General features: G+C 72.9%; 18 protein-coding genes. 9 read left to right on the top strand and 9 right to left on the bottom strand.

Annotated features, from left to right (window positions below):
- Positions 1 to 12: 12 nt before the first annotated feature.
- Positions 13 to 1,284, top strand: coding sequence for an FAD-binding protein (locus NYF13_RS28855; protein ID WP_315661041.1), 1,272 nt, complete (start codon positions 13 to 15; stop codon positions 1,282 to 1,284).
- A gap of 82 nt (positions 1,285 to 1,366) precedes the next feature.
- Here the strand turns inward: NYF13_RS28855 and NYF13_RS28850 are convergent, their stop codons facing one another.
- The gene (locus NYF13_RS28850) at positions 1,367 to 1,573 is read right to left on the bottom strand and encodes an antitoxin (protein WP_315661040.1); all 207 of its coding nucleotides are present in this window, start codon (positions 1,571 to 1,573) and stop codon (positions 1,367 to 1,369) included.
- Between the two features lie 128 nt (positions 1,574 to 1,701).
- Here NYF13_RS28850 and add point away from each other — a divergent pair, with 128 nt between their 5' ends.
- On the top strand, positions 1,702 to 2,685 hold the full coding sequence (gene add, locus NYF13_RS28845) for an adenosine deaminase (RefSeq protein WP_315661039.1): 984 nt from the start codon (positions 1,702 to 1,704) through the stop codon (positions 2,683 to 2,685).
- Here the strand turns inward: add and NYF13_RS28840 are convergent.
- Together NYF13_RS28840 and NYF13_RS28835 are read right to left on the bottom strand one after the other, a co-directional pair.
- Complete coding sequence (locus tag NYF13_RS28840; protein WP_315661038.1) at positions 2,663 to 4,027, bottom strand: VWA domain-containing protein; 1,365 nt, start codon at positions 4,025 to 4,027, stop codon at positions 2,663 to 2,665. The genes add and NYF13_RS28840 overlap by 23 nt on opposite strands.
- On the bottom strand, positions 4,024 to 4,905 hold the full coding sequence (locus tag NYF13_RS28835; protein WP_315661037.1) for a MoxR family ATPase: 882 nt from the start codon (positions 4,903 to 4,905) through the stop codon (positions 4,024 to 4,026). Before NYF13_RS28835 ends, NYF13_RS28840 begins: the two co-directional genes overlap by 4 nt.
- A gap of 181 nt (positions 4,906 to 5,086) precedes the next feature.
- Between NYF13_RS28835 and NYF13_RS28830 the strand changes: the two genes are divergently transcribed.
- The gene (locus tag NYF13_RS28830; RefSeq protein ID WP_315661036.1) at positions 5,087 to 5,518 is read left to right on the top strand and encodes a pyridoxamine 5'-phosphate oxidase family protein; all 432 of its coding nucleotides are present in this window, start codon (positions 5,087 to 5,089) and stop codon (positions 5,516 to 5,518) included.
- Positions 5,519 to 5,641: 123 nt separating this feature from the next.
- On the top strand, positions 5,642 to 6,670 hold the full coding sequence (mgrA, locus tag NYF13_RS28825; RefSeq protein ID WP_315661035.1) for an L-glyceraldehyde 3-phosphate reductase: 1,029 nt from the start codon (positions 5,642 to 5,644) through the stop codon (positions 6,668 to 6,670).
- 183 nt (positions 6,671 to 6,853) lie between these two features.
- Here mgrA and NYF13_RS28820 read toward each other — a convergent pair whose 3' ends face one another.
- A complete protein-coding gene (locus NYF13_RS28820) occupies positions 6,854 to 7,411 on the bottom strand; it encodes a PadR family transcriptional regulator (RefSeq protein WP_315661034.1) in 558 nt (185 codons plus the stop codon).
- Positions 7,412 to 7,491: 80 nt separating this feature from the next.
- Between NYF13_RS28820 and NYF13_RS28815 the strand changes: the two genes are divergently transcribed.
- From NYF13_RS28815 to NYF13_RS28795, 5 genes are all read left to right on the top strand, one after another.
- Positions 7,492 to 8,052 (top strand): hypothetical protein, encoded by a 561-nt coding sequence (locus NYF13_RS28815; protein ID WP_315661033.1) that lies wholly within the window; start codon positions 7,492 to 7,494, stop codon positions 8,050 to 8,052.
- 3 nt (positions 8,053 to 8,055) lie between these two features.
- Positions 8,056 to 9,363 carry a carotenoid oxygenase family protein gene (locus NYF13_RS28810; RefSeq protein WP_315661032.1) on the top strand — a complete coding sequence of 436 codons (1,308 nt, stop codon included), beginning with the start codon at positions 8,056 to 8,058 and terminating at the stop codon, positions 9,361 to 9,363.
- 155 nt (positions 9,364 to 9,518) lie between these two features.
- The gene (locus NYF13_RS28805) at positions 9,519 to 10,718 is read left to right on the top strand and encodes an ROK family protein (protein WP_315661031.1); all 1,200 of its coding nucleotides are present in this window, start codon (positions 9,519 to 9,521) and stop codon (positions 10,716 to 10,718) included.
- A 99-nt stretch (positions 10,719 to 10,817) separates the two neighbouring features.
- Positions 10,818 to 11,549, top strand: a complete 732-nt coding sequence (locus tag NYF13_RS28800; RefSeq protein WP_315661030.1) for a beta-phosphoglucomutase family hydrolase — start codon at positions 10,818 to 10,820, stop codon at positions 11,547 to 11,549.
- Entirely contained in the window at positions 11,546 to 13,921 is a 2,376-nt protein-coding gene (locus tag NYF13_RS28795) for a glycosyl hydrolase family 65 protein (protein ID WP_315661029.1), read from the top strand. Before NYF13_RS28800 ends, NYF13_RS28795 begins: the two co-directional genes overlap by 4 nt.
- Positions 13,922 to 13,990: 69 nt before the next feature.
- Here the strand turns inward: NYF13_RS28795 and NYF13_RS28790 are convergent, their stop codons facing one another.
- The 5 genes from NYF13_RS28790 to NYF13_RS28770 all read right to left on the bottom strand — a co-directional run bounded on the left by NYF13_RS28790 (position 13,991) and on the right by NYF13_RS28770 (position 21,393).
- The gene (locus NYF13_RS28790) at positions 13,991 to 14,194 is read right to left on the bottom strand and encodes a hypothetical protein (protein WP_315661028.1); all 204 of its coding nucleotides are present in this window, start codon (positions 14,192 to 14,194) and stop codon (positions 13,991 to 13,993) included.
- Between the two features lie 41 nt (positions 14,195 to 14,235).
- Entirely contained in the window at positions 14,236 to 15,273 is a 1,038-nt protein-coding gene (locus tag NYF13_RS28785; protein ID WP_315661027.1) for an exopolyphosphatase, read from the bottom strand.
- Positions 15,274 to 15,542: 269 nt separating this feature from the next.
- Complete coding sequence (locus NYF13_RS28780; protein ID WP_315661026.1) at positions 15,543 to 16,583, bottom strand: LLM class F420-dependent oxidoreductase; 1,041 nt, start codon at positions 16,581 to 16,583, stop codon at positions 15,543 to 15,545.
- Positions 16,584 to 16,856: 273 nt separating this feature from the next.
- Positions 16,857 to 18,062, bottom strand: a complete 1,206-nt coding sequence (fahA, locus tag NYF13_RS28775) for a fumarylacetoacetase (RefSeq protein ID WP_315661025.1) — start codon at positions 18,060 to 18,062, stop codon at positions 16,857 to 16,859.
- 13 nt (positions 18,063 to 18,075) lie between these two features.
- Positions 18,076 to 21,393 carry a DUF885 domain-containing protein gene (locus NYF13_RS28770; RefSeq protein ID WP_315661024.1) on the bottom strand — a complete coding sequence of 1,106 codons (3,318 nt, stop codon included), beginning with the start codon at positions 21,391 to 21,393 and terminating at the stop codon, positions 18,076 to 18,078.
- Positions 21,394 to 21,496: the final 103 nt, after the last annotated feature.

Here is a 21,496-nt window from a genome sequence, read left to right as displayed (position 1 = left end):
GGAGGCACCTCGGTGGTCGAGTCGAACTGGGCCGGAAACCACGGTTATGCCGCGGAAACGGTGCTGGCCCCGCGCACGGTCGAGCAGGCGCGGTCGGCGGTCGCGGCCGCGGGCACGGTCAAGGCACTGGGCAGCCGCCACTGCTTCAACGACATCGCGGACGCACCCGGCGGCGTCCTGCTCGACTTGAGCGCGTTGCCCACGCCGGTGGAGATCGACGCCGAAGCCGCCACCGTGACCGTCAGCGGTTCGGCACGTTACGGCGACTTCGTCGGTCCGCTGCACGAAGCCGGTTTCGCGCTGGCCAACCTGGCTTCCCTGCCGCACATCACCGTGGCGGGCAGCGTCGCCACCGGCACCCACGGCTCCGGGCGAAGGCAGCCCGGGCTCGCGTCGGCGGTCTCGGCCCTGGAGCTGGTCACCGCCGACGGCGCTCTGCGGACCTTCTCCCGGGACGCCGATCCGGACGTGTTCCCCGGCCTGGTCGTCGGCCTCGGCGCCCTCGGCGTGGTCACCCGGCTGACGCTGGACCTGGTGCCGGCCTTCGACGTCCGCCAGCACGTCTTCGAGCGCCTGCCCTGGACCACGGTGTACCGGCACTTCGACGAGATCGAGGACGCCGGGTACAGCGTCAGCCTGTTCACCGACTGGGCCGGGGACGAAGCCGACCACGTCTGGGTCAAGAGCCGCGTCGAGCCCGGCGCGGAACTCACCGAGCCGTCCGGGCTGCTCGGCGCGCTCCCCGCCGACGGGCCCCGGCACCCGGTGCACAAGGCCGGGATCCCGGCCGACCACTGCACACCCCAGCTCGGCCTGCCGGGACCGTGGCACGAGCGGCTCCCCCACTTCCAGCTCGAGTTCACCCCGAGCGTCGGGGACGAACTGCAGTCGGAGTACTTCGTGCCCTACGGCGACGCGGTGGCCGCCATCGAGGCGATGCGCGGCCTGGCCGACCGGCTCGCCCCGGTGCTGCTGGTCTGCGAGATCCGCACCGTCGCGGGCGACGGGCTCTGGCTGAGCCCGGCCCACGGCGGCGACCGGGTGGCCCTGCACTTCACCTGGCGCCCGCACCAGCCCGAGGTCGAAGCCCTGCTGCCGCTGATCGAGCAGCGGCTGGCCCCGCTCGGCGCGCGCCCGCACTGGGGCAAGCTCTTCCACGGCACGCCGGCCCGGGCGTACCCGCGGATGGCCGATTTCCGGGCCCTGGCCGAGGACCTGGACCCGGACGGCAAGTTCCGCACCCCCTACGTCCGGCGGCACGTGTTCGGGGAGAGCGGGAGCTAGCCGCGCCCGCTAACCCCGGCCCGCCGACCCGGTCGAGCCCCCAGGCCCGCGCCGGGTGACCGGGGCGGCGGCGAAACCCGGGTCAGTGCCCGGGACGGGGCCGGGTGGCGTCGCTGACCTTGCGGACCGCGCCGCTGAGCTGGTTGTGGTACTTGCCCTTGGTCTTGCTGTCGACGAAGGTGGCGGCCCGGCCCACGAACTGGTTGACCTTCTCCGGGTTCTTGCGCGCGTAGGACTGGACGGCGCCCGCCGCCGTGGCCAGGACGGCCAGCCGTTTCATCAGTGCCATGAGAGGTCCTCCGGTCGGTTTTCCCGTTCAACGCCCACCGGGTACCCAGGGTTCCCCGAAGCCGAACATTCCGGACAGGCCGGAAAACCGGGCGACCCCTCGGCCCCCGCCCCGGCATGATCACCGGCATGCGCGAGCTCGCCGCCCTGCCCAAGGCCCACCTGCACGTCCACCTGGAGAGCACCGTGCGGCCCGGCACCCTGCGGGAGCTGGCCGACGTCCACGGGGTGGTGCTGCCGGACCGGACGCCGGTGTTCGACGGGTTCCGCGCGTTCGCCGACCACAACTCGCTGGTCCGCGCCTGCCTGCGCCGGGCGGAGGACTTCGAACGGGTCGCCCGGGAGTTCTGCGAGGACGAGTTCGCCCAGGGCACGCGCTACGCCGAGGTGACCTTCACCGCCGCGTCGCACGGGGAACGGCTGGGTGACCCCGATCTGCCGCTGACGTCGGTCCTCAAAGGACTGTCGGAGGGCGGCGCGCGCACCGGCCTGGAATGGCGCGTGCTGCTCGACCACTCACGGAGGCGCTCGGTCGACCGGGCCGAGCGGACGCTGGACCTCGCGCTCCGGCACGAGGAGGTGGTGGGACTCGGTCTGGCCGGCGAGGAGCGCCATCCGCTGAAGCCGTTCGCGGCCGTGTTCGACCGGGCCCGCGAGGCCGGTCTGCACCTCGTGCACCACGCCGGGGAGGACGCCGGGCCGGCCAGCATCCGCGAGGCCCTCGACCTCGGCCACAGCGAGCGGATCGGGCACGGGATCCGGATCCTGGAGGACCCCGAGCTGGTGGCCGAGGTGCGGGCGCGCGGAGTCGCGCTGGAGGTCTGCCCGTCCTCGAACGTCGCGCTCGGGCTGGTGCCCTCCCTCGCCGCGCACCCGCTCCCCCGGCTGGTCGGCGCCGGCCTGGCCGTGCCCCTGAACACCGACGTCCCGTCGGTCACCGGCACCACCCTGACCGGCGAATTCGCCCTCGCCCGCGCGAACTTCGGTTACGACCACGCGGCGCTGGCCGCGATCGCCGCCGCGGGCGTCACCGCCTCGTTCGCGCCCGAAGCCACCAAAAGGGCGCTGCACCAGGGGATCGCCGCGTGGCTCAGACCGGGAGCAGCCGGGTGACCAGGGTGCTGAGCTGCTGCGCCGTGCGGCATTCGTGCATCTCGACCAGCTCGGCGTAGGCGAGCGCGGCCGAGTCGCCCGTGGACCACAGCGCGCGGCGCTCCGGGTTGAGCCAGAACACGTGCCGGGCGCGGTCGCGGACGGCCCGCAGCGCGTCGAGGTTCGGATCGCCGCCGTTGGTGCGGGCGTCGCCGAGCACCAGCACGGAGGTCCGCGGGCCGACGGCGTCGAGCCACTGCTCGGCGAACTGGCCGAGCGCGCTGCCGTAGTCGCTGTGCCCGTCCCAGCGCACCACGGCCGCCTCGCTCAGGATGCGCGCGCCGAGCTGCTCCGGGTCGGCCGAGCCGGAGGTGAGCAGGTGCGTGACCTCGTCGGTGCTGTCGACGAAGGCGAACACCCGGATCTGGCCGAACTGGTCGCGCAACGCCTGCACCAGCAGCATGGTGAAGTTCGCGAACCCGGCCACCGAGCCGGACAGGTCGCACAGCAGCACGATCTCCGGCCGTCCGGGGCGCCGGTGCCGGTAGGCCGGGCGCAGCGGCACTCCCCCGGTGCCGAGCGAGCGGCGCAACGTCCGCCGCAGGTCGATCTGCCCGCGGCTGGCGCGCTTGCGCCGCGCGGCCAGCCGGGTGGCGAGCTTGCGGGAGAGCGGTTGCACGGTCCGGCGCAGTTCGGCCAGTTGCGCGCGGCTGGCGAGCAGGAAGTCGACGCGGTCGGCAGCGGGCGCGATGGCGTGCTTCGCGACCCGCTCACGGCCTCGGACCTCCGCCACCCGGCGGCGGGCCTCGGTGCGCACCTGGCCGCGGAAGTCCTCGACCCGGCGGCGGATCTCGTCCCGGGTCAGCCGGTCGGCGAAGGTCTCTTCGGTCCCGGCCCCCGCGCGCATGGCCGCGAGCACCCGGGTGATCAGCGTCTGCGGCTGGAGCCGGTCGAGCGTCTGGTGCGCGGAGAAGCCCCCGCCCGGCCCGGACCCGCCGCCGTAGTGGCCGAGCAGGTCCACCGCGAGCCCGGCGAGCTGGGCCAGGGCCGGCCGGTCGCCCTCGGCCAGCGCGGCGCTCACCGCGTCCCGCAGGTGCGCGAGGTCGCGCGGCCGGTCCTCGCGCGCCAGCTCCGGCGCCCCCACCCCGGCCGGGAAGTACAGGTCGAAGGTGGCGTCGAACACCGCCCGCTGCCCGCCCCGGCGCACGAGCGCGGCGGCGAGCCCCTCACGGACCAGCTCCCGGTCGTCGAACCCGAGCACCTCGAGCGCGGCCGCCGCGTCGACGGTCTCGCTCGGCCCGGCCGGGATGCCGTGCTCCCGCAACGCCCGCACGAACCCGGTCAGCCGGTCGGTGACGGTCATGACGCGTCCAGCACCCGCTCGAGCTCGAGCGCGGCCCCGGCCTTGACGATGTCGTCCTGGTGCTTGAGGATCACGCCCAGGCTCTGGCCGACCAGCTCGTCGTCGAGCTGCTCGGCGCCCAGCTCCAGCAGGGTGCGCGCCCAGTCGACGGTCTCCGCCACCGAAGGCAGTTTCCGCAGGTCCATCGCCCGCAGCGCGGAGATCACGCGGACCACGGAGTCGGCCAGCGCGGGGGTGAGCCCGGGCACCTTGAGCCGCACGATCCGGCGTTCCAGCTCCTCGTCCGGGAAGCCGATGTGCAGGAACAGGCAGCGCCGCCGCAGGGCCTCGGACAGCTCGCGGGTGGCGTTGGAGGTCAGCACCACGAACGGCTCGCGCGTGGCGGTGATCGTGCCCAGCTCGGGAACGGTGACCTGGAAGTCGCCCAGCACCTCGAGCAGCAGTCCCTCGACCTCCAGGTCGGCCTTGTCGGTCTCGTCGATCAGCAGCACGGTCGGCTCGCTGCCCGAGATGGCCGTGAGCAGCGGCCGGCGCAGCAGGAACTCCTCACCGAAGATGTCGGTGCGCGCGTCCGCCCAGGTTTCCTCCCGCCCGGCGGTGATCCGCAGCAGCTGCTTGGCGTGGTTCCACTCGTACAGCGCCCGGGCCTCGTCGATCCCCTCGTAGCACTGCAACCGCACCAGCCGCGCCCCGCCCACCTCGGCGACCGCCTTGGCCAGCTCGGTCTTGCCCACTCCCGCCGGCCCCTCCACCAGCAGCGGTTTCCCCAGCCGATCAGCCAGGAACACGGTGGTCGCCACCGCGGTCGACGCGAGGTAACCGGCCTCGGCCAGCTTCGCCGACACCTCGTCGACTGAGGAGAAGAACCCGGTACCCACACGACCTCCTAAGCGATTGCTTACCAGCATTATGCGCGAATTAGCCCGCCTCGCTCCGGCGAGCCCGCCGACCGGATCGCGCGGCCGCGGATCGGGAACCGCCGTCGCGCCCCGTCCGGCCGCACCGGACCGAAACGACGCGCCGGGAATGATCCCGCCCGCGCGTTGCGTTCCAGCCCCTATGCCGAAGCCATTCAGCGATGCCGAGCGAGACGAATTCCTCGCGGGCCGGCACATCGCCGTCCTTTCCGTCGCCACCACCGACGATCGCCCGCCCGCGAGTGTCCCCATCTGGTACGACTACACCCCGGGCGGCGAGTTCCGGATCAACACCGGTGCCGGGCGGCGCAAGGCCCGGCTCATCGAGCGAGCCGGCCGGGTCACGCTGGTCATCCAGCGTGAGGAGCTGCCCTACCAGTACGTGATCGTCGAGGGCACCGTGCTCGACGCCGTCGTCCCGGCCCCGTTCGCCGAGCGGTACGCCATCGCCACCCGCTATCTCGGCGAGGAGGGCGGACGCCGGTTCGCCGAGAGCATGAACGGCGACGAGAGCGTGCTGTTCACCATCCGCCCCGACCGCTGGGTCACTTCGGACTACTCCGGCGACTTCTGACCGGGCAGCCGGGGCGTCGGCGAGTGAACGGTGGCGGTGAGCACCGGCACGCCCCGAGCACCGGCCCCGGCCGGGCCGCCGCACCCGATCGGCGGCCCGGCCGGCACCGGTTAGCATCCGGGCGTGACCTATGTTGCGGCGACCAGCCGATACGACTCCCTGCCCTACCGCCGCTGCGGGCGCAGCGGGCTGAAGCTGCCCGCCATCTCGCTGGGCCTGTGGCACAACTTCGGGCACGACCGTCCCCTGGACGTCCAGCGGGCGATCACCCGGCGCGCGTTCGACCTGGGCATCACGCACTTCGACCTGGCGAACAACTACGGCCCGCCCTACGGCTCGGCCGAGGAGAACTTCGGCCGCCTGCTGGCGACGGACTTCAAGCCCTACCGCGACGAGCTGATCGTCTCCACCAAGGCCGGCTACGACATGTGGCCCGGCCCGTACGGCGACTGGGGCTCGCGCAAGTACCTGCTGGCTTCGCTGGACCAGTCGCTGGGCCGGCTGGGCCTGGACTACGTCGACATCTTCTACTCCCACCGGGTCGACCCGGAGACGCCGCTGGAGGAGACGGTCGGCGCGCTCGACCGGGCCGTTCGCTCGGGCAAGGCGCTGTACGTGGGCATCTCGTCCTACAACTCCGAGCGCACCGCCGAAGCCGCCCGCCTGCTGCGGGAACTGGGCACGCCGCTGCTGATCCACCAGCCCTCGTACTCGATGTTCAACCGGTGGACCGAACGGGACCACCTGCTCGACACCCTCGAGGAGGCCGGCGCCGGCTGCATCGCGTTCTCGCCGCTCGCCCAGGGCCTGCTCACCGACCGCTACCTCAAGGGCGTGCCCGAGGATTCCCGTGCGGCCCAGGGCAAATCGCTCAACCCGGACTCGATCACCGAGGAGAAACTGGGCAAGATCCGGGCCCTCGACGGCATCGCCACCCGCCGCGGCCAGACCCTCGCCCAGCTGGCCCTGTCCTGGGGCCTGCGCGACCCCCGCATGACGTCGATGCTGATCGGCGCCAGCAGCGTGCCGCAACTGGAGAACAACATCGCCGCGCTGGACAACCTCGACTTCAGCACCGAGGAACTGGCCGAGATCGACCGGTACGCGACGGAAGAGGGCATCAATCTGTGGAAGCGCTCCACCGACGCCTGACCATCCGGCCCCACCGGGGCGTCCCGGTACCGGAATCTCCCAGCGCCGAGGTGTCCCGACGCTGAGGCGGCCCGGTACCGGAGTGCCCCGGTGCCGGGTGTCTCAGTGCCGGGCGCCCCAGCGCTGGAGTGTCCACAGTGGTCAGTGGCTCCGCCCAGCCCGACGTCCCGGATTGCCCCGGCGTCAGCCCCGGTCGTCGCCGGGGGCGTCCGCGTCTCCGGCGGTCTCCGTGCTCCCGGCGATCCGCGCGACCGACCACTCGGCCCACTCGGCCTGCATCCGCGAGAACCGCTTGCCCCACTCCAGGGCCAGGCGGTCGTAGACCGAGGCGAGGTCCCAGTCGACCGACTCCTCCAGCCGTTCGAGGTGCGCCAGCCGCCGCGACCCGATCTCGCCCATGCCCGCCACGTAGGACCGCGCCTGCTCCGGTGACACCGAGTCCAGGAAGTACACCCGCAGCAGCGATTCGCTGCGGGGCGGCGGCGGGTCGTTCGGCGAGAGCAGCCACGCGCGCAGCTCCTCGCGGCCGGCCTCGGTGATCTCGTACTCCTTGCGACCGCGCGGCCCCTCTTCGGTCACCTTGATCAGCGCGGCCTTCTCCAGCTTGCCCAGCTCGCCGTAGAGCTGGCTCTGGGTGGCCGACCAGACGTTGGCCATCACCGTCTGGAACCGCTTGAGCAGGTCGTACCCGCTGCCGGGCTGTTCGGCGAGCAGGCCGAGCACCGCGTGTCGAAGGCTCATGCCGACCATCCTACCTTGACATGTCCACGTCACACGTTTTACTTTCGACATGTCATAAGTGGAACGTCGAAGGGACGGCCGTGAAATACCTGAAGAGCTTCATCCCGTGGATCGCTTTCGCAGTGGTGTCCACCCAGGCCGACTGGCGCTACTCCGGGCCGGTCGGGCTGGTGCTCGCGGCCGGTCTGCTCGGGCTGGACCGCCGGCGCGGCCGGAGCTGGGGCACGCTGGTGATCGAGCTGTCCGCCACGGTGTTCTTCGCGGTGCTGACCGGCTGGTCCTTCGCCGACCCCGGCTCGCCGCTGCGCGACTACACAGGCTCGCTGTCCGACGGCTGGCTCGCGCTCACCGCGTGGGGCTCGATCGCGGTGCGCCGGCCGTTCACCCTCGGCATCGCCCAGACGACGGTGCCGCGGGCGGTCTGGGCCACCCCGGCGTTCCTGCGGGTCAACCTGGTCATCACCGCGGTGTGGGCGGCGAGCTTCACCGTCGCCGGCCTCGCTTCGGCCCTGCTGCTGAGCGCCGCGCCGCACGCCACCGCCGCCTTGATCGTGATCAAGGTGCTCGGCTTCGCCGTCCCCGCCGCCTTCACCCTCCATTACCGCCGGGCCGTCCAGGCCCGCGCGCAGAAAGCCGCGTGAGCCATGACCACCAGCGCATTCCAGCTGACCGGCCACTACGCCCCGGTGCACGACGAGCTGACCACCTACGAACTGCCGGTCAGCGGCGCGCTGCCCCCCGAGCTGACCGGCTGGTACCTGCGCAACGGGCCAAACCCCCGCGGGGCCAGCGACCACTGGTTCACCGGGGACGGCATGGTCCACGGCGTCCGGCTGGAGCACGGCCGCGCGGCCTGGTACCGCAACCGCTGGATCCGCACCGAAAGCTTCGACCAGCCGGACGCGGTGCTGTACCAGGCCGACGGTTCGCGGAACCTGCGCACCAGCGTGGCCAACACCCACGTGGTCACCCACGCCGGGCGCACCCTCGCGCTGGTCGAATCCTCGCTGCCGTACGAGATCACCCGGGAGCTGGACACGGTGGGGCCCTACGACTTCGGCGGCGAGCTGGCCGACTCGATGACCGCGCACCCGAAGATCTGCCCGGAAACCGGGGAGCTGCACTTCTTCGGCTACGGCAGCATCACCGCCCCGCACGTGAGCTACTACCGCGCCGACGCCGCCGGGCGGCTCGAGGTGAAGCAGCCGATCGACGTGCCGGGGCTGACCATGATGCACGATTTCGCGCTCACCCGGCAGCACGTGGTGTTCTTCGACCTGCCGGTGGTCTTCGACCGGGAATCGGCCGGGCACGGGATGCCCTACCGCTGGAGCGAAACCTACGGCGCGCGGCTCGGCTTGCTGCGCCGCGAAGACCCAGCGGGCGGAGTGCGCTGGCTGCCGATCGACCCGTGTTACGTCTTCCACACGCTCAACGCCCACGACACCGCCGACGGCCGGATCGTGCTGCACGTGGTGCGCTACGAGCACGTGTTCCGCCCCGGGGGCCCGCAGCCCGGCGGCACGCTGTGGCGCTGGACGATCGACCCGGCGGCGGGCACCGTCACCGAGGACCGGCTCGACGACCGTCACGCCGAGTTCCCCCGGATCGACGACCGGCTGGCCGGGGCCGACGCCCGGTTCGGCCACGTCACCGCCGCCCGCGGGCCGGCGGAGCGCAGTTCGCTGCGGCGCCACGACCTGCACACCGGCGCCGTCGAGGAGCACCGGTTCGCGACCGGCCGGATCCCGGGCGAGGCCGTGTTCGTGCCCGCGGACGACACCCCGGGAGGCGCGGGCTGGCTGCTCACCTACGTCCACGACGCGGCCGAGGACGCCAGCGACCTCGTGGTGCTCGACGCCCAGGACGTCGCCGCGCCGCCGGTCGCGACCGTGCGCCTGCCGCAGCGCGTGCCGGCCGGCTTCCACGGGAACTGGCTGCCGGAGGCCTGAGCCGGTGCCCCGCGCGGCCTCCCCCGGTTCCCCCGCGCCGCCCCGTATCGTCGGCGCGGGGAGTCGATGGGAAGGTTTCCTGCCGCACCCGGTGCCACCGGCGGACACCGTGGCCGGGACGGGCAACGCCGACGACGTGAGGAAACGGGATTCGGGTGGTGGGCGCGGGGATTCCGCCGGTCGGGACGCCGGCCGGGATGCGCAGGATCAACCAGCGGGCGGTGCTCGACCTGCTGCGCCGGGGCGGCGCGGCGACGCGCCCGCAGGTGGCCAAGGACACCGGGCTGTCGAAGCCGACGGTGAGCCAGGCCCTGCTGGCGCTGGAGGGCGCGGGGCTGGCGCGCGCGACCGGGCACACCTCCACCGGCACCGGCCGGTCCGCGGTGCTCTACGAGGCGGACCCCACCGCGGGCCACGTGCTGGGCATCGACATCGGCCGCGAGCACCTGCGGGTCGCGGTGTCGGACCTCGGCCGCACCACGGTGGCGCGCCGCGACGCCCGCAACACCGCCCGGTCCGGCAGCGCGCTCATCGGCGCCGTCGGGCGGCTCGCCGCCGCGATCGTGGCCGAGGCGGGGCTGACCGCCGAGGACATCGTGGTGCGGGTGCTCGGCTCCCCCGGCGTCGCGGACCCGGTGAAGCGGTGCTTCCGGCACGCGCCGAACCTGCCCGGCTGGGGCCGCGCCGGGCTGCTGGACGACCTGGAGGCCGCGCTCGGCCCAGACCTGGTGGTGGAGAACGACGCGAACCTCACCGCGGTCGGCGAATGGGAGAGCGGCGCGGCGCGCGGGGCCTCGGTGTTCGGCTGCGTCACGATCGGCACCGGCGTCGGCATGGGCCTGATGGTCGACGGCCGGGTCTTCCGCGGGGCGACCGGCGCCGCGGGGGAGATCGGCTACCTGCCCTACGGGCGGATGCGTTCGGCCGGCGAGCCGGGACAGCCGCCCGCGCGCGGGCACCTGGAGGAGGCGACCGCGGCCCGGTCCGTGGTGCGCGGCGCCCGTGAACTCGGCCTGGGCACGGCGAAATCGGCTCGGGAGGTGTTCCGGCTGGCCCGGGACGGCGACGAGCTGGCCCAGCGCGCGGTCGCGGCGGAAGCCGACCGGCTGGCCTACACGGTGGCCTCGGTGGCGGCGGTGATCGACCCGGAGCTGATCGTGCTCGGTGGCGGCGTCGGCACCGCGGCCGACCTCCTGCTGGAGCCCATCGACCGCGCCCTGCGCGCCTTCACCCCGCTGGTCCCCACGGTCGTGCAGGGCGAGCTCGGCGACGACGCGGTGCTGACCGGGGCGATCAGCGTCGGCCTGCGCGCGGCGGAGGGGCTGGTGTTCGAACGGCGGGTCGGCGCCGTCTGAGCCGGGCCGGACCGCACCGGGACCCGCCCGTCGTCCGGCCGGCGGCGCGGCGCGTCCGACGAGCCCGCGAAAGCCGGTCCGGCCCGGTAGGTTGACGGCATGATCGGACTGCCCGACACCATCACCGCCTGTCTGTTCGACCTCGACGGCGTGCTGACCGGAACGGCCGTGCTGCACCGCGAGGCGTGGAAACGGACGTTCGACGACTTTCTGCGCGCCCGCGACGGCGACGGCTTCCAGGAGTTCACCGACGAGGATTACGCGTCCTACGTGGACGGCCGCCCGCGCGCCGACGGCGTGCGCGAGTTCCTGCGCTCGCGCGGCATCGAGCTGCCCGAGGGCCGGCCGGACGACGCCGTCGACGAGCCGACCGTGAACGGCCTCGGCAACCGCAAGAACGAGCTGGTGCTGAAGATCATCGAGGAGCGCGGTGTCAACCCGTACCCGGGATCGGTGCGCTATCTGGAGAAAGCGCGTGAAGCGGGCTTGAAGATCGCCGTGGTGACTTCTTCGGCGAACGGCGCGAAGGTGCTCGACGCGGCCGGCCTGACCAAGTTCGTCGAGGCCCGCGTGGACGGGCTGGTGATCCGGCGCGACGGCCTCAAGGGCAAGCCCGCGCCCGACTCCTTCCTGGCCGGGGCCAAGGCGCTGGGCGTCGAGCCGAAGCAGGCGGCGGTGTTCGAAGACGCGCAGTCCGGGGTGCAGGCCGGGAAGGCCGGCGGCTTCGGCTTCGTGGTCGGGGTGAACCGCGTGGACCAGGCCGCGCAGTTGCGCGCGCACGGCGCCGACGTGGTGGTCGACGATCTCGCCGAGCTGCTGGGGGACCGGTGAGCTCGAACGGTTACGAGTGCGCCCCGTGGGAGCTGCGGTGGCGCGGTCTCGACGTGGATGCCCTGCAGCGCACGGAATCGGCGTTCGCGCTGTCGAACGGCCACATCGGGTTCCGCGGCACGCTCGAGGAGGCGGAGCCGCGCGGGCTGCCCGGCACCTACCTCAACGGGTTCTACGAGGAGCACGAACTGCCCTACGCCGAGGGCGGCTACGGCTACCCGGAGGCGGGCCAGACCGTGGTCAACGTGACCGACGGCAAGGTCATCCGGCTGCTGGTCGAGGACGAGCCGCTCGACATGCGCTACGGCGCGGCGGACGCGCACGACCGGGTGCTCGACTTCCGCCGGGGCACGCTCAGCCGTACCACCGAGTGGTCCTCCCCCACCGGCCGCCGGGTCCGGGTGAAGACCGAGCGGCTGGTGTCGTTCACCCAGCGGGCCGTGGCCGCCATCCGGTACGAGGTGGAGCCGGTGGACGAACAGCTGCAGCTGGTGGTGCAGTCCGATCTGCTGGCCAACGAGCCGGTCGAATCGGACACCCACGACCCGCGGGTGGCCGCGGCGCTGGATTCGCCGCTGGTGGCGGAGTTCTGCCACGCCTCGGACTACGAGGCCGTGCTGGTGCACCGGACCCGGGTGTCCGGGCTGCGGATGGCCGCCGCGATGGACCACGACATCGAGGTCGACGACGGCATCCGCACGCACATCCACGCCGAGGGCGATCTGGCCCGGCTGACCGTGGCCGTGGACGTGCCGCGGGGCGGGAAGCTGCGGATCACCAAGTTCCTGGCCTACGGCTGGTCCGCGCAGCGCTCGGTGCCCGCGCTGCGCGCCCAGGTGGAGGCCGCGCTGGCCGGCGCGCGCCAGACCGGCTGGGACGGGCTGCTGGCGGAGCAGCGGCAGTACCTCGACCACTTCTGGGCCACCTCGGACATCGAGATCGAAGGCGATCCCGAGCTCCAGCAGTCGGTCCGCTTCGCCCTCTTCCACCTGCTGCAGGCCGGCGCCCGAGGGGAGAGCCGCGCGATCCCGGGCAAGGGCCTGACCGGACCGGGGTACGACGGGCACGCCTTCTGGGACACCGAGACCTTCGTGCTGCCGGTGCTCACCTACACCACGCCGGACGCGGCCAGGGACGCGCTGCGCTGGCGTCACTCCACATTGGACAAGGCCCGGGAGCGCGCCACCCAGCTCGGCCTGCACGGCGCGGCCTTCCCGTGGCGCTCGATCAACGGCGCCGAGTGCTCGGCCTACTGGCCCGCGGGCACGGCGGCGTTCCACGTCAGCGCCGACATCTCCGACGCGGTGATCCGCTACCTCAACGCGACCGGCGACGAGTCCTTCGAACGCGAATACGGCGCCGAGCTGCTGGTGGAGACCGCGCGCATGTGGGCTTCGCTCGGGCACTTCGACCGGCACGGGAAGTTCCGCATCGACGGGGTCACCGGCCCGGACGAGTACTCCGCGGTGGCGGACAACAACATCTACACCAACCTGATGGCGCGGCGGAACCTGCTGGCCGCGGCCGAGGTGTGCACGCGGCTGCCGGAGCTCGCGCGGGAGTTCGAGGCCGACACCACCGAGCTCGACACCTGGCGCGCCGCGGCCGACGCGATGGCCGTGCCGTACGACCGGGAGCTCGGCATCCACCCGCAGTCGGAGGGCTTCCTGGAGCACGACGAGTGGGACTACGCGGCCACCGAGGCGGACTTCTACCCGCTGCTGCTGAACTTCCCGTACTTCGACCTCTACCGCAAGCAGGTGGTCAAGCAGGCCGACCTGGTGCTGGCACTGCACCTGTGCGGCGATTCCTTCAGCCCGCAGGAGAAGGCGCGCGACTTCGCCTACTACGAGGCCCGCACGGTGCGGGACTCCTCGCTCTCGGCCGGCACCCAGGCCGTGATCGCCGCCGAGGTCGGGCACCTGGACCTGGCCTACGACTACCTGTCCGAGGCCGCGCTGACCGACCTGCACGACGTGCACAACAACGTCCGCAACGGGCTGCACATGGCCTCGCTCGCCGGGGCCTGGCAGGGCGCGGTGGCGGGCCTCGGCGGTCTGCGCGACCACGGCGGGCAGTTGTCGTTCGCGCCCCGGCTGCCGCGGCAGCTCGGCCGGCTCAAGTTCCGGCTCACCTTCCGGGGCACGCGGTTCCAGGTCGAGATCGGCCACGACGACGCGGTCTACCACGTGCTGGAGGGCGAGCCGCTGGAGCTGGTCCACCACGGCGAGCGCTTCGTGGTGGGCGAGGACCCGGTCACCTTGGCCATCCCGGCCATCGAACCGGGCCAGCCGCCGCACCAGCCGATCGGCCGCGCCCCGATGCGGCGCACGCCGGAGCGGGTGCGGCAGCTCGCCACCCAGGAGAAGTAACCCGGTTCGGAACGGGGCCCTCCACCTGCGCTCGCCGCAGGTGGAGGGCCCCGTTCGGTACCGACGGGGTCAGGCGGGGTGGGGCTTCCCGGTGCCGGGTGGGCTGTCGATCTCCTCGGTCGAGGCCGGGGTGAGGTCCGTGCCGGGCATCGAGGGCACGTCTGCGCGCAGTTGCTGCGGATCGGGCAGGCGCGGCCGCCCGGGGCGGGCGCCGAGGTCGTCTTCCCCGTCGTCCGGGTGGTCGCGCGGGAACAGCTCGCTACGGGGGCTCATACCTCCGGCATACCCGCTTTTCCAGCGCGGCACCAGGGTGCTCACGCGGCCGGACGCGACTGGCTCTTCTCCCGCGTCTTCTCCGGCGAGCCCTTCCCGTGCCCGCGCTTCTCCCGCGCAGCCCGGTGCCGCTGGGACTTCCCGGGGCCGTCCAGGGTGAGCTGGTCCAGCAGGGTGAGCAGCAGCCCGTCACGCGTCGACCACGGGCAGATGCTCACCGGCCCGCCCGCCACGGTCACCAGCGCCTCGGCCACGATCGCGCCGCCCAGCGCCTGCTCGGCCCGCCGTCGGGTGATGCCGGGCAGTTTCGAGAGCCGCGCCGAAGGCATCGCGGCCAGCCTCGGGATCCACGCGCGCAGATCGTCCAGGTACAGCTCGCGGGCCTGGCCCGGGCGGTCGCCGGCCAGCCGCGCCAGCTGCCGCAGCACCTTCGAACAGCCGACCACGCGGTGGTCGGCGATCTCGTCCGCGACGTCGCCCAGCGCGGTCTTCACCTGCTCCAGCACGTGCTCACGCAGAGCCCGCACCATCTTCGAACGCACCGGCGGCTCGGCCGAAAGCCAGTCGCGCGTGACCGAGCGGGCGCCCAGCGGCAGCGAGCGCGCGAAGTCGGCGTGCCCGCCGTGGCCCGCCGCCAGCTCCACGGTGCCCCCGCCGATGTCCAGCACCAGCAGCGGGCCGCTGGACGCGCCGTACCAGCGTCGTGCGCCGACGTAGGCCAGCTCGGCTTCCCGGCGGCCGGACAGGAACTGCAGTTCGACGCCGGTGTCGCGGGCGACCCGGCGGACCACCTCGCGCACGTTGGCGGCGTCGCGGATCGAGGAGGTGGCCAGCGGGAACACGTCGGTGACCCCGTGGCGGGCCGCGGTCGCCGCGGCGGCCCCCACCGCGGCGGAGATCGTGTCGATCCCCCGGGGGCTCAGGCGGCCTTCCTCGTCCAGCTCACGGTCGAGGCGCAGGCGCGTCTGGTGGCTCAGCGCCGGCTCCAGCGGAGTGCCGCCCTCTTCGACCACGACCAGACGCGCGCTGAACGAGCCCACGTCCAGCACGCCGACCGCGGGCACCGTGATGCTGTGCACAGTCCGCCCTACCTCGCTTCCGTTCCGGTTCCAGCTCTCTTTCCTACACCCGCAACGCGGGTAATTGCGGCGCAATTGCTCTTTTCCCGCCCAGGAACAGTGCCTTTTTTTACGGTTCAGCCAATCGGCCGAGTACGGAAGAATAACCCCTGTAGGCGGTTGACCAGCACAACAGCCACGTTTGGGCGTGACGGAGAACACAAAAGGGCGGAGATCGCACCGATCTCCGCCCTTTCGCCGGTTCCGCGGCCGGGTGACCGGCCACTCACTCAGCCGATGAGGTCCTTCAGCTTCGAGACCACGGCGACCCGGGCCTCCCGGCCCGGCTGCAACGGGCTGACGTTCAGCGTGGTCACCCCGGCCTCGGCGAACGCGGCCAGCCGCTCCTTCACGTAGCCGGCCGGGCCGACCAGCGAGATGGCGCGCAGCAGTTCCATCGGCACCGCCGCGGCGGCCTCGTCCTTCTTGCCGTCGAGGTAGAGGTCCTGGATCTGCTTGGCCTCGGCCTCGTAGCCGTAGCGCACGGCCAGGTCGTTGTAGAAGTTCTTGCCGCGCGCGCCCATGCCGCCGACGTACAGCGCGACCAGCGGGCGCACCTGCTCCAGCAGGTGGTCCACGTCGTCGCCGATGGCCAGCGCCGGGGCCGCGTACACGTCCAGCTCGCCCAGCGACGGGTCACGCTTGGCCTTGCCCTCGGCGAGCGACGCACCCCAGACGTCGGCGGCCTTCTCGGGGTGGAAGAAGATCGGCTCCCAGCCCTCGGCCAGCTCGGCGGTGAGGGCCACGTTCTTGGGGCCGAGCGAGGCGAGCAGGATCGGGATGCGCTCGCGCACCGGGTGGTTGATCAGCTTCAGCGGCTTGCCCAGACCGGTGCCCTGGTCCGCGGGCAGCGGGATCTGGTAGTGCTTGCCGTCGTGGACCACGCGCTCGCGGCGCCACACCTGGCGGCAGATGTCGATGATCTCCCGGGTGCGGCCGAGCGGTGCGTCGTACTTAACCCCGTGGAAGCCCTCGATCACCTGCGGCCCGGACGCGCCGAGCCCGAGCGTGAACCGCCCGCCGGAGACGAAGTCCAGCCCGGCCGCGGTCATCGCGGTGAGGCTCGGCGTGCGGGTGTAGATCTGGAAGATCCCGGACGCCAGCTCGACCCGCTCGGTCTTCGCGGCCAGGAAGCCGAGCTGGCTGACCGCGTCGAAGCTGTAGGCCTCGGGCACGAACGCGATGTCCAGCCCGGCCTTCTCCAGCGCCACGACATCCGCGACGCTCTCGGCGAAGCCGCCCGAGTAGTTGAGTCCCGTCCCGATCCGCATCCTCGCCTCATTCCACACAGGGGTTCCACCGGCTAAGCGCCCGCTCATGTCTACCACGGGAACGGCCCTCCCCACCCGCTCGTCCCGTGCAACGGCCCGGCGCCGCACCGTCCACCCGCCGGAACGCGAGGGCGGACGCCCGGCCCGCCCGCTGCCGACGACCCCGGTCCACCTCCTCGATCCGCCCCCACCCCCATCCCCACGGTCCGGCGCGGCCTCGGCCGGGTTCCGGGCAGCCTGCCGGGACTCAGGGCGGGACATCGGTGCGGGAAATCAGTGCGGCACCACCCGCCCGCGCACGTCGCCGAAGCCGATCCGGCGCCCGCCCGAGCCGGGTGCGCTCGCGCTGATCACGACCTCGTCGCCGTCCTCCAGGAACGTCCTCGTCTCGCCCCCGGCCAGCTCGAACGGCTCCCGCCCGCCCCAGCTCAGCTCGAGCAGCGAACCTCGCTGGTGCCGCTCCGGCCCGGTGACGGTGCCCGACGCGTAGAGGTCGCCGGTGCGCAGGCTCGCACCGTTCACGGTCAGGTGCGCCAGTTGCTGGGCCGCCGTCCAGTACTGCGTGGCGAACGGCGGACTGGCCACCAGGTGCCCGTTGAGCCGCACCTCCAAGGCCAGGTCCAGCCCCCACGGCTCGGCCCCCCTCAGGTACGCGAACGGCTCCGGGTCCTGCGGCGGCTGCGGCACACGGGCGTGCTCCAGCGCGTCGAGCGGCACGATCCACGGCGACACCGAGGTGGCGAACGACTTGCCCAGGAACGGCCCCAGCGGCTGGGACTCCCAGATCTGCAGGTCGCGCGCGGACCAGTCGTTCACCAGGCACACGCCGAACACGTGCTCGGCGAAGTCCCCGACCGGCACGGGCGTGCCCATCGCCGAACCGGTGCCGACGACGAAGCCGACCTCCGCCTCGACGTCGAGCCGCTCCGACGGCCCGAACGAGGGCCCGGCGGCCCGGTCCCACCACCGCTGCCCGCTCGGCCGGACCACGGGCGTGCCGGAGACCACCACGGTGCCGGCCCGGCCGTGGTAGCCGATCGGCACGCTCTTCCAGTTCCGCGGCAGCCGGGCGTCCTCGCCGCCGAGGATCCGGCCGGCGTTGATCGCGTGCTGCTCGCTCGAATAGAAGTCGACGTAGTCGGCGACCTCGAACGGCAGGTGGTTCGTGATCTCCGCGAGCGGCACCAGGTGCGCCCCGATCTGGTCGGCGTAGCGCGGCTCGGTCAGCCACTCCCGGACCTGCGCGCGCACCTCGCGCCAGGTCGCGGGACCGGCCGCCAGCAACGGGTTCAGCACCCCGCTTCCGAGCAGCCCGGCGAACGGCGCCGCGGCCTCCTCGGCCGCCGCAGGCAGGTCGAGCACGTGCTCCCCCACCGCGACGCCGACGCGCCGGGCGGGCTCTCCCCCGCGTGAGAACACCCCGTAGGGCAGGTTGTCCAGGCCGAACGGGCTGTCTTCGGCGAGGTCGAGCCAAGTCACCGCGGATCCCTTCCTAACGGCCGGCGCGGGCCGAGACCCACGCCGTCACCAGATCGTCCAAAGTAGACAGCGGGAGGGCCCCGTTGCCCAGCACCACGTCGTGGAACTCGCGGATGTCGAAGTCCGCGCCCAGCGCCCGCTCGGCTTCGGCCCGCACCCGCTGGATCTCCAGCCGGCCCACCATGTAGCCCAGCGCCTGACCGGGGTTCGCCACGTAGCGGTCCACTTCGGCCTCGATCTCGAGCTTCGCCATCGGCGTGCTCCCGAGGAGGTAGTCGATGGCCTGCTGCCGGCTCCAGCCCAGCGCGTGCAGGCCGGTGTCGACCACCAGCCGCCCGGCCCGCATCGAGTCCTGGGTGAGCATCCCCAGGCGGGTGATGTCGTCGAGGTAGAGGCCCATCTCGTCGGCCAGCCGCTCGGCGTAGAGGCCCCAGCCCTCCAGGTACGCGGTGAACGGCACGATCCGCCGCAGCATCGGCAGCCCGGTCAGCTCCTGCGCGAAGGAGAGCTGGAAGTGGTGGCCCGGCACGGCTTCGTGGAACGCGATGGCCTCGCTGGTGAACCGGGGCCGCGAGCCCGCCTCGTGGGTGTTGGCGTAGTAGGTGCCGGGGCGCGACCCGTCGAACGAAGGCGGCAGGTAGTAGGCGATGGTGCCGCTCGCCGCTTCGGCCTCGGGCACCGCGGCCACCACGCACCGGGCCTCCGGGACCCGGGAAAACCATTGCGGGGCCGCGGTTTCCGCCCGGGCAATCGCCGACCGGGCACCCTCGAGCAGTTCCTCGGCGTCGCGCCAGCGAAGCTCCGGGTCCGACCTCAGCCGCTCGAAGATCTCCGGTAGTTCGGTCGTGCCGAACACCTTGGCCCCCAGCTCGCGGTACTCGGCGGCGAGCCCCTCGGCGAGCCGCAACCCGGTGTCGTGCAGGTCTTGTGCGGTGCGGCCGGTGGTGGTCTCCGCGCGGATCAGGCCCTGGTACTTCTCCCGGCCGCCGGGCAGGTGCACGAGGCCCGGCTCGGTCTCCGGCTTGGCCAGCGGCGACACCTCGTCGGCGAGGAACGCCCGATAGCGCGCGAAGGCGGGGCGCACCACCTCGGCGAGCAGGCGGTCGAGCTCTTCGGCGAAGCCTTCGATCTCGGTCGTGGGCGTGACCCGGAGCGGATCGGTCTCGGCGGTGAGGTAACGGTCGACGTAGCCGATCCCGATGCGCACCAGGAAGTCCGCCGGCACCAGGCCCTCGGCCATGGTGGCGCGCTGGGCCTCGATCAGCGAGTCGAGGTACTCGCCGATCGCACCGAGGCGGGCGAGGTGGCCGCGGGCCTTCTGCTCGTCGTCCGGCCTCAGCTCGGACATGATCATCAGCAGGTACAGCGCAGGAGAGCTGAAGCCGTCGCTCACCGCGAAGCCGGACAGGCGCGAGTCGAGCGAGTCGACCACGCCCCGGGCGCGCGTGATCACCACGTCACGCGTGACGACCTCGGTCCGGTCCAGTCCGGAGCGGTCGACCGCCTCGGCGCGCGCGGCGATGCCCTCGTACGCGGTGCGGTACCGCTGTGTCGCGGCGAGGCTGGGGTCGCCGAGCTTGTCGTGCGCACCGGGCAGGCCGTAGACCGAACGCTCCAGCGGATCGCGTTCGAATTCCAGCTCCAGGAGCTCCTCGGCCAGCCCGTTGACGGTGTCACCGTGTCCGGCCACCCATTCCGAGACGACCGCTTCCAGCACCGAAAGCGGGAGCGCACCGCCGGAAAGCACCACGTCGTGGAAAGCGCGCACGTCGAAGCGGCTCCCGAGGCGGGCCTCGGCCGCGGCGCGGACGCGCTGGATCTCCAGCCGCCCCACCATGTAGGCGAGCGCCTGGCCCGGGTAGCCGATGTACCGGTCGACCTCGGCCTCGATCTCGACGGGCGCCATCGGCGTGTTCTCGATCAGGTAGTCGACGGCCTGCTGCCGGCTCCAGCCCAGCGCGTGCAGACCGGTGTCGACCACCAGCCGCCCGGCCCGCATCGACTCCAGGGTGAGCAGGCCGAGCAGCGACACGTCGTCGGAGTACAGACCCATCTCGTCGGCGAGGCGCTCGGTGTAGAGGCCCCAGCCCTCGGTGTAGGCGGTGAAGTCGCCGATGCGGCGCAGCAGCGGCAGGTCGGTCAGCCCGAGGGCGGTGCTGAGCTGGAAGGGGTGGCCCGGGACGGCCTCGTGGAACGCCGTGGCCTCGGCCGTGTGACGGAAGCGCTCGGTGGCCTCGTGGGTGTTGGCGAAGTAGGTGCCGGGCCGGGAGCCGTCGGCGGCGGGCAGCATGTAGTAGGCGGGCGGTGCGCCGGGGGCGGAATCCTCCGGGACGGCCTCGACCGTCCACGGCTGCTCCGGGACCCGGCCGAACCACTTCGGGGACTCCCCGGCGGCGCGGGTGATGGCCGAGCGAGCGGTGTCGAGCAGCTCTTCGGCGCTGGACCAGCGCAGCTTCGGGTCGGTGCGCAGCCGCTCGAAGATCTCCGGCAGCTCCCGCGTGCCGAACACGCGCGCGCCCAGCTCACGGTACTGCTCGACCTGGCCGGCGATCACTTCGAGGCCGGTGTCGTGCAGCTCCTGCGGTCCGCGCGCGGTCGTGGTGTGCAGCCGGGCGAGGCGGGCGTAGATCTCGTCACCGCCGGGCAGCCAGGAAACGCCGGCCCGGTTGTCCGGGCGGCCGTGCCGGAGGACTTCGGCCTCGAGGAAGTCGCGGTATTCCTGGAAAGCCGGACGAACGACGTCGCGCAGCAGCTCGTCTCGCCGGGCCGCGAACCCGTCGTCGGGGGCGGGCTGGCGCAGCAGCGGGTCGCCCGCCGGCTCGGCGAGGTAGCGGTCGAGGTGGGCGATGGCGCCGCGTACCAGCCGCGCGACCGGCACCCGCCCGGCCGCGATCCCGGCGCGGTGCCGCCCGGCGACCGCGCGCAGATAGCCGGGCACGCCGGCGAGCCGCCCGAGGTGCGCCTCCGCCGACGAGCCGGCGCTGACGGAGACCATGGGCAGCGAGGACAGCAGCCCCGCCGCGGGCGCGACGAACAGGTCGCTGACGGTGAACTCGGTGAAGTGGCTGTCGATCAGGTCCAGCCGCCCCTCGACGGACCGGACCAGCACGTCACGCGTCACGCGGTCTTCTCGGGAAAGCCCCTCGCCGTCCACCGCGCGCGCCCGCTCCAGCAACGCGGACAGCCGCTCTCGATGCGCGGCCTCGGCCTCGGCGCTCGGATCGTCGAGCCCCGGTGCGTCGGGCCGGATGCCCAGCAACGCGGCGGTCAGCGGCTCGGCGGCGAACAGCTCATCGACGAACTCGTCGGCCAGATCGGTGACGACGGTCATGGGAATCGGACCCCCAGCTTCGGTGGTGCAGGTGCATTTCCGACCCTAATGGAGATCGGCTCCGGGAGGGGCGGTGCGGCACGAGAGTCCCGTTCACGCTGGG

Origin of the sequence: Amycolatopsis sp. PS_44_ISF1, assembly GCF_032335455.1 — a bacterium.
Lineage (GTDB): Bacteria > Actinomycetota > Actinomycetes > Mycobacteriales > Pseudonocardiaceae > Amycolatopsis.
The sequence above is the reverse complement of the archived record's forward strand: the minus strand, read 5'-3'. Positions and strand labels throughout refer to the sequence as shown.

Excerpts from the sequence above, each read along its gene's own strand:
- NYF13_RS28840 (WP_315661038.1), bottom strand. The coding sequence starts at position 4,027 with ATGACCGTCACCGACCGGCTGACCGGGTTCGTGCGGGCGTTGCGGGAG.
- NYF13_RS28790 (WP_315661028.1), bottom strand. The coding sequence starts at position 14,194 with ATGAGCCCCCGTAGCGAGCTGTTCCCGCGCGACCACCCGGACGACGGG.
- NYF13_RS28780 (WP_315661026.1), bottom strand. The coding sequence starts at position 16,583 with ATGCGGATCGGGACGGGACTCAACTACTCGGGCGGCTTCGCCGAGAGC.
- NYF13_RS28820 (WP_315661034.1), bottom strand. The coding sequence starts at position 7,411 with ATGAGCCTTCGACACGCGGTGCTCGGCCTGCTCGCCGAACAGCCCGGC.
- NYF13_RS28830 (WP_315661036.1), top strand. The coding sequence starts at position 5,087 with ATGCCGAAGCCATTCAGCGATGCCGAGCGAGACGAATTCCTCGCGGGC.
- NYF13_RS28850 (WP_315661040.1), bottom strand. The coding sequence starts at position 1,573 with ATGGCACTGATGAAACGGCTGGCCGTCCTGGCCACGGCGGCGGGCGCC.
- add (WP_315661039.1), top strand. The coding sequence starts at position 1,702 with ATGCGCGAGCTCGCCGCCCTGCCCAAGGCCCACCTGCACGTCCACCTG.
- NYF13_RS28800 (WP_315661030.1), top strand. The coding sequence starts at position 10,818 with ATGATCGGACTGCCCGACACCATCACCGCCTGTCTGTTCGACCTCGAC.
- NYF13_RS28810 (WP_315661032.1), top strand. The coding sequence starts at position 8,056 with ATGACCACCAGCGCATTCCAGCTGACCGGCCACTACGCCCCGGTGCAC.
- NYF13_RS28770 (WP_315661024.1), bottom strand. The coding sequence starts at position 21,393 with ATGACCGTCGTCACCGATCTGGCCGACGAGTTCGTCGATGAGCTGTTC.